This window comes from Campylobacter concisus (assembly GCF_902460545.1).
In the GTDB taxonomy this organism is placed as follows: domain Bacteria; phylum Campylobacterota; class Campylobacteria; order Campylobacterales; family Campylobacteraceae; genus Campylobacter_A; species Campylobacter_A concisus_AE.
This window is the reverse complement of the sequence record NZ_CABPUE010000004.1, coordinates 8,444-15,673: the sequence shown is the minus strand read 5'-3', so window position 1 is coordinate 15,673 and position 7,230 is coordinate 8,444. Positions and strand designations below refer to the sequence as shown.

The following is a 7,230-nucleotide window of genomic DNA, read 5'->3' as shown; positions in this document are numbered from 1 at the left end:
TATAGAAGAAAATTTTTCAAGAAAGGAAAAGAGTTATGGCAAATATTTCTCTTGATGAATATAAAAACTTAGTTAAAGAAAAAAGGAAAGAAGGCTTTAAACAGCCTTATGACTTAGTTTATGATAATTTTATTACATTAGGATACGACAAAGTCCCTAAAGAATTCTTTTTAAGTAATGCAAGTGAAGTTGTTGAAAAACTTAGAAATAGCTGTTGGAGTGAATTTCAGCCATTAGAAAAAGACTTTACTTCAAAAATGCTAAAAGAGTTAGTTGATGATGAGTATATCAAAACTCTTACACCAATAGAGGCAATTACTTGGTTTGTGGAAGAATTTCCGGAACATATATATGCTTTGACTTTGTCAAATACTCAAAGTAGGAGGAGTAGAGCAGGTAAAGAATTTGAAAGTATTATAGAACTCATTTTGATTGGTGCAGGGATTCCACTTGACAGTCAAGGTAATATAGGTAAACAAGAGTTTGTCAATAAAGGTCTTGGTAAATTGGTAGATTTAGTTTCTCCGGGTGTTTTAGAATACATTGTAAATAAGAGAAATACTGTCTTAATTAGTGCAAAAACCACATTAAGAGAAAGATGGCAAGAAGTACCTGAAGAAATGGGAAGAACAGGTGCAAGAGAAATGTTTTTAGCAACTCTTGATACTTCTATTAGCTCTGATGTATTGAACACTCTATATGAGGCTAATATACAAGTTACAACAACAAAAAATATAAAAGAAACATATTATTCCGATAATGAAAGGGTATTAACCTTTGAAAAGTTGGTTGAAATATGTTTAGACAATGTTTCTCATTGGAAAAATTTCAACTACACAGTAGAACAAAATGAGCAAATGATAGAGCTTATCACTAAGCAAATTGAAAAACACCAAAATCATAAATTTGTAGAAGAATATTATGATGAACGATTAAAAAACATAAAGAAGTAGACAAATTAGAATTTGTCGGTATATCATTAAATCGCATTTTTTCGATTAAACTATGGAATACAAAGGAGCAAATAATCATGAGCGAACAGAGAATCTATTGCATGGACCTTGTAAAAAAAGAGGATCCGGAAAAGGCTGTCAGAACACCGTTTTATCAGACAGAATCTACAGGCGGATCGGTCTGGGTTATCAAACCCGGTCAGACATTGCAAAAGCACTATCACCACAATTCCGACGATATATGGATCGTCCTTCAGGGAGAGGGAATATTCTACCCCCAGCCTAATGAAGAGGTTCCATTCAAGAAAGGCCATGTCATAGTATCGAAGAAAGACTCCTGCCACGGAGCAAAAAATACTGGAGATGAGGATATCATCTTTGTAAGTATAGTAGCACCTGTCCCTTCCGACTATGATCCTATAAACGAGTGACAGGAGAATAAAATTCCCGTTTGACAAAGGATTGTGATTATACTTGAGAAAGAAAAATGTTTATATAACATTGGGATACATAGCTGTATATCTGGTGATATATTGGTGAGAGCAACTTGATTGGTTGGCTATTTACTAATATTCCAACTGGTGAGCATAGTTATTTATATGGTTGGTTGCTCAGTAGTAATCTGTTTTGGTATGCACTTGCGATTTCTGCGCTTCCTTCTCTTTGGGGTAAGTTTAAGTTTTCGGCTGTTACTACGGCGGGATTTATTGTAGGTATTGTAGCAGGCATAATCGTTGAGAAATACAAGAAGTAAGTCAAATTTCAGTTTGTCGAGCTGAATAATACAGATTCAAGACGATAGAAAGTAAAACATCTATCGTCTTTTCTTATGAAAAAAACTTGAAAGGAGATGAAATTTATGGACAATAAAAACAGAATTAGAAAAAGTAAAAGAAAAGATTGAAAGCAAGTAAGAAGAAAAAAAATATGAAAAGAAACTATCTCAGCTTAAAAATCAGGAAAAGAAAATCAGAAAGCAAACGAGCCTTGAAGAAAGAAAAAAGCGAAACCATAGATTGATAGAGCGAGGAGCAATCTTAGAAAGTTTAATTGAGGGAGCAAGCGAGAAAAGTAATGAAGAAATAAAGGCTATTTTGCAAAGAGCATTTCAAAAAGACTAAGAAACGCAAGGACATAGTATAATTGTAATTCCCTTAGATTTTCTAAGGGCGCAATTATACACCCTTTAGGTGTCCTTGCGACCTGCGGTGCTTTTACCCTTGCGGGGAGCAAAGAAAAAAGCCGAAGCATTTTTCCGTATTAAAGGCAAAAGACAACTGAATATAATTCATTCGCTTTTTTATCATCAAGGGTAAAGCGCATTCACTATCGCTCACCCTTGACAATAAAAATTTGAAACAGATAGCTTACATTAAGCCGACATACTGAAACAACAAAAGTTAAAAGTATAGTCGGCTTTTTCTATTGTACCGTTTCAAAACGCTCATTCAGTTTATAGAAAAGCAAAAGTATTTTTAAGACCGACATCTAAAACAACAAAAGAAAAATAAGAAGATGACAAATGCCACATTCCCAAAATGGGAGTGTACCTAAATCAAAGACAGTACTAATCAAAGGGGGTAGTGAAACACGACTTCCTTAAAAGATAAAAGGAGTAACGATTTGTTGCTACATTTTCATAACAAAAGATAGGAGAGAAAAATGGCAGATAAAAGGATGTTTTCAATAAAGATAGTGGATAGCGACTTATTTTTGGATATGCCATTAAGTAGCCAATGCCTGTATTTTCATCTATCTATGAGGGCAAATGATGATGACTTAAAAATTCTAATTACAAAAGGTTTTGTAATTGTCTTTTAAAGAGGGGTTATAGTCATTACCTATTGGAAGATAAATAACTACATCAGAAATGACAGACGAAAAGAAACGATGTATCTTGAAGAAAAGCAAAGTATAACGCAAACGGAAAATGGAGCATATATCAAGGTTGAAAATCTTGGTATACCAAATGACAACCAAGTGTCAACCGTTTGTCCGCATAGTATAGTTAAGGGTAGATTAGATAAGAGGAGAATAGAACAGGTTGCCCCAGTGTCCCTTTATGGAGAGTATCAAAATATTCATTTAACCGATGAAAAATACCAAAATCTAAAAGATAGGCTGAAAGGTCATACAGATACAATGACTGAAAAGCTATTAAGATATATCAAAAGTAAAGGCACAGACTACAAAGACCACTATGTAACAATCCTTAATTGGTATGAATTGGTATGAACAGGATAAAGAAAAGCTATCACAGAAAAATAATCAAAATAAAAGCCATAGAACCTATTCAACCAACTATGAAGACAGCGACAGCCTATAAAAGGTGTTTTTAAGGGTTTAATCATAAAAGAGGTGTCAGACTATGGTTAAGATAAAAATAAGCCTTAAAACGCATTATAGAGCCTGATGTAGAAAAGGAGACTAAAATTATGAATGATAAAGAAAATATGATTACTACAAAAATTCAAGGGACAGATTTTATCTACAACAAAGATACTCACTATGAAGAAGACGGACATATCTATTGCAAGATTTGTAATGAAAGAATAGACGGTAAGGTAATTCCGATGTTGGATAAGCCTATGATTATCAGAACGGCTTGTAAATGTGATAGAGATAGAGCTGAACAAGAAAAAACTGTTAAAACAAGATAGGTTGAGACAAAGCTGCTTTATATCCAAAAATCAAATAGCCTACACCTTTAAAAATGCCGATGAAGATACAGATAAGGAAATCATCAAAAAAGCAAAGAACTATGTAAAACATTTTGAAGAAATGAGAAAAGATAATGTTGGACTGTTACTTTACGGAAATGTAGGAAGTAGCAAGACCTATGTAGCTTGTGCTATTGCCAACGCTATAATTACAGAATATAGCCATACAGTAAAAATGAGGAACTTTGCACAGATATTAAACGACTTACAAAAAGGTGGCTTTAATCTTGATAGAAACGAATATATCGAATAGATAACAAGCCCTACCCTACTAATTCTTGATGATTTTGGAATAGAGAGAAATACAGAATATGCCTTAGAGCAAATTTACAATGTAATCAATGCAAGATACCTAAAGGCAAGACCAACCATTATAACTACTAACCTTAATTTCAAAGATATAGAAAAAGAACAGGAAGATATAATGCTTGGCAGGATTTATTCAAGGATAATCGAGATGTGTTTACCTCTTAGGATAACGGGACTTGATAGAAGAAAAATACAGAGCAAAGAAAAGCTGAAGAAAGCACAAAACTTAATAGATGAATGAGAGCGATTGGAAAAGTAAAAAAATTCTAATCGCTTTTTAATTGCAAGAAAAGGAATGATGATATGCAAAAAAATAATACAGAAACAAAAACAATAAAGAAGATTGGAAAAACTACCTATGAAGTTGTTGTACATTTTAATAAAAATACTACTGAAACAATGCAAGACAAATTGAAACGCATAATGCTTAGAGAAATTGAGAGTGAAAAACATCAAAAAAATGATAAAAATGATTAGAAAGTCCTTGACAAGTTGTTACAGGTTTGGCTCGCTAATCTTTTCTTTGGTCTTTTGGTTAAAAATATCACTAAAATTTGCAGACCTGCCTTGTTTGTGCTGTTGCTTAGTGTATGAATTTATATTGGTGCTTAAGATGCTAATATCATTCGTGGTTTGCCTCCTAGCTTCTTGCTTTTTAAGTTTTAATTAAAGTAACCATAAAATAATTGACTATCCAAATTTATCAGTCAAAATAAACAAGTGACAAATATGCCAATCACAAAAATTACAAAAATTTACTTTTACTAAGTCATTCTTTGGTGGGACTGATTTAATTCCAGTATGCGCCAAAATTCAATTCAGATATTAGGGCGAGCATACTCTATGTAGCTACAAAATGTTACCATTTGCATCTCCATAGAGGCTCGCAAGGATAGCTTGCCGCTCCCTTGACCCACGCTTAAAAAATATTTTCTTTATTAAAGTGGCCATGCAAGATAGGCTTTTTTTAATAAAAGCTTAAGTTGATTAAAGGCAGCCATAAAAATAAAAATAATTAGACTAAATTATTTTTGTAGTCTGCAAAATATATTTTAATATATTTTTAAAATGGCAACGTAACAAATAATGTTTGGAAGTAATAAATGAGATGATTATGCAATAAACTTAATAGAGTCTCTACGTTTAAAACATATCTAAGCTTTGAGTCTTTTCCTTGCATACATCACTCACATGGTGATACATGCTGGCTTTTTGGGTGTATTCACGCTCCTCTATAAATTCTCTACATATTCTTGTAGCCTCTTGTGCTCTATCTGTAAGCTCTCGTATTCTTCTCTCAAATTTTGGAATTTTTCTTCTAAATTTTCTAATTTTTCTTCCAAGCAAGATATTGAACTCTCGTACATATCTCTTTGTTGCTGCAGAGATTCCGTTAAGGCGTCGTTGCAATCTTTGTTCAAGCTCTTGACTTTCTTTGTTAGCTCTGTCACATTTGTCTGTAATATCGCGAGCTTCTTCTCGCAGTCTTGTTGCAAATTCATTATTTCTAATTCGTGCTTGCTCCTTTCGTCTTCGATCGTCTTCGTCAAGCGCTCGTTCTCTTCTAGCAATGCTTTCTCTAATGCTGTCATCCTCTACTCCATTTTCATTAATATAAATTTCCTGCTCTCGTTCTCTATTATCTCTTCGTCTTTTGGAATCGATATGTAATACTCCCTCTGGGTCTTGTCCGTAGCAGGTTGGCTGTATCTCCATTGTTTTGGTATCGTCCAAGCTACTTCTTCCTTCAATATCATTGCGTGCACTACCCAGCCAATTGCTATTCCCAAAATTACTGAGATAGCCACTGATAGCGAGATTATCACCGATCTGTCCTTGTGATGCAAGGATATTGTTTTTTGAAGTTCTTTCGACATATCTTTTTTGATTAAATCTATCTCTTTTAGCAATAAGCTCCTCAAGTTTTCGCCTATTTTCTCTACACTCTGTTTGTGTATTTCTATCATGGAATTCTCTAATTCTTCTGCTTGAGCTTTGGCTGAGTTCTCCAAGTCTTTGAGCGCTTGTGAAAGTTGCATCGTATATTCCTCCTTTAAGACGATTTTTTGTTTTTTGATTAGGAAGTATTATTGTTATACTTTTACTGGTAGATCTAGCTACTTCAATACCTTGTTGACCAAGAAGTTCGATCATGTGATCTCTATTTTTAATATATCCTTGTTTAACTAGATCGTGCAACTTTTGATCTAGCTCTTCTAAATTTTTATAATGATTGACGTTTTTCTTACTAGATAATATAGTCTGTTCTTTTGCTGGATCATCTGGACTTGATAGTCCATACTCATCGTTAATGATCTTTTTAATTAGATCTATTCTAGTTTGATCATATTTGGCAAAATATGGATTAAATGATTTTCCTGTTTTAAGATCGATCTTGGGAACCAGAAAATTTAACTCAAGCCGACCATCCTTGTCTGAGTGTTCTACCCATAATACATTTGTACGTTCAAGCATATACTCACCCAAAAGAGCATATTCAAAATCCTTGATAATTTTTAATTTCTGCTCCTCAGTCAGAGAGTCATACTTCTCCTCAAATGATAAAACACCAAAACAAGTCTTTTGTTTATAGGTGATGCCTTTTATAATGGCTCTAGTTAAATTTTCATCACCTTTTATAACTTTTGCTGTTCCAGCAGCCTTTCTCTCATTTAAAAGGTAATTTACACTCCCAAGGCCACCACCAGTATAAGTACGAAGGAATTTAACTAGCATCACTAGTGCCTTTATTTGTATTGATACAAGGCAAATCAAGCAACATATTATTTACCCAATGCTTCATACACTTTATGTAAGACATCATTATCGTCCGCTATGATCTTGATACCAACTCTATCTAGGCTTTGCCCACTATTTAATTTAGCGGCTATTTGGTTCATGTTTTGTCCTTGTCTAGATAGCTCAATTAGAAGTTCCCTTATAATTGGTGCATAAATCTGCTTAGACAACATAGCTCTTAGGGCAAATTTTGAGAAAGTTAGGCCACTTTCTTGTAATTTATCATTAATTACCAACCATTCTGCATTACTTAGCCTAAGTCTTTTAGTTATGACTTTGGTTACCTTGCGCTTTTTTGTCTTTTCAGAACTCACGTAAATTTTCTCCTAATCTAAAAAAGAAGCCACTCAAAAAATCCTATGTCATAAATTTTTTGGCAGACTTGCTCTTTAAATATCTTTTAAGGTTATTTTATAAAATTTCACAGCCTAAAACAAGGAATTTGGTAG

Annotated in this window: 9 protein-coding genes and 1 pseudogene; 8 read left to right on the top strand and 2 right to left on the bottom strand. The window is 33.5% G+C overall.

The features are described from left to right. The first annotated feature begins 35 nt into the window (after positions 1-35). From FZ949_RS03700 to FZ949_RS03675, 8 genes and pseudogenes are all read left to right on the top strand, one after another. Complete coding sequence (locus FZ949_RS03700; RefSeq protein WP_009495139.1) at positions 36-953, top strand: type II restriction endonuclease; 918 nt, start codon at positions 36-38, stop codon at positions 951-953. A gap of 77 nt (positions 954-1,030) precedes the next feature. After that, positions 1,031-1,384: a cupin domain-containing protein gene (locus tag FZ949_RS03695; protein ID WP_009295467.1), complete on the top strand. Its 354-nt coding sequence runs from the start codon at positions 1,031-1,033 to the stop codon at positions 1,382-1,384. 501 nt (positions 1,385-1,885) lie between these two features. Next, positions 1,886-2,074 (top strand): annotated as a pseudogene (locus FZ949_RS03690) (DUF3847 domain-containing protein); the annotation flags it as partial. A gap of 769 nt (positions 2,075-2,843) precedes the next feature. Beyond that, entirely contained in the window at positions 2,844-3,188 is a 345-nt protein-coding gene (locus FZ949_RS09420) for a hypothetical protein (protein ID WP_009295465.1), read from the top strand. Positions 3,189-3,388: 200 nt separating this feature from the next. Then, a complete protein-coding gene (locus FZ949_RS09820; RefSeq protein ID WP_009295464.1) occupies positions 3,389-3,613 on the top strand; it encodes a hypothetical protein in 225 nt (74 codons plus the stop codon). After that, positions 3,567-3,926 carry a P-loop NTPase family protein gene (locus FZ949_RS09815; protein WP_223228625.1) on the top strand — a complete coding sequence of 120 codons (360 nt, stop codon included), beginning with the start codon at positions 3,567-3,569 and terminating at the stop codon, positions 3,924-3,926. The genes FZ949_RS09820 and FZ949_RS09815 overlap by 47 nt, the downstream gene beginning before the upstream one ends. Further along, positions 3,927-4,223: an ATP-binding protein gene (locus FZ949_RS09810; protein ID WP_107698022.1), complete on the top strand. Its 297-nt coding sequence runs from the start codon at positions 3,927-3,929 to the stop codon at positions 4,221-4,223. A gap of 62 nt (positions 4,224-4,285) precedes the next feature. Next, complete coding sequence (locus FZ949_RS03675; RefSeq protein WP_009295461.1) at positions 4,286-4,459, top strand: transposon-encoded TnpW family protein; 174 nt, start codon at positions 4,286-4,288, stop codon at positions 4,457-4,459. Between the two features lie 666 nt (positions 4,460-5,125). On the opposite strand, the gene FZ949_RS03670 is transcribed toward FZ949_RS03675, so the two are convergent. After that, complete coding sequence (locus tag FZ949_RS03670; RefSeq protein ID WP_103606168.1) at positions 5,126-6,718, bottom strand: relaxase family protein; 1,593 nt, start codon at positions 6,716-6,718, stop codon at positions 5,126-5,128. A gap of 47 nt (positions 6,719-6,765) precedes the next feature. Then, a complete protein-coding gene (locus FZ949_RS09750; protein WP_148790149.1) occupies positions 6,766-7,095 on the bottom strand; it encodes a plasmid mobilization protein in 330 nt (109 codons plus the stop codon). Positions 7,096-7,230 lie beyond the last annotated feature (135 nt).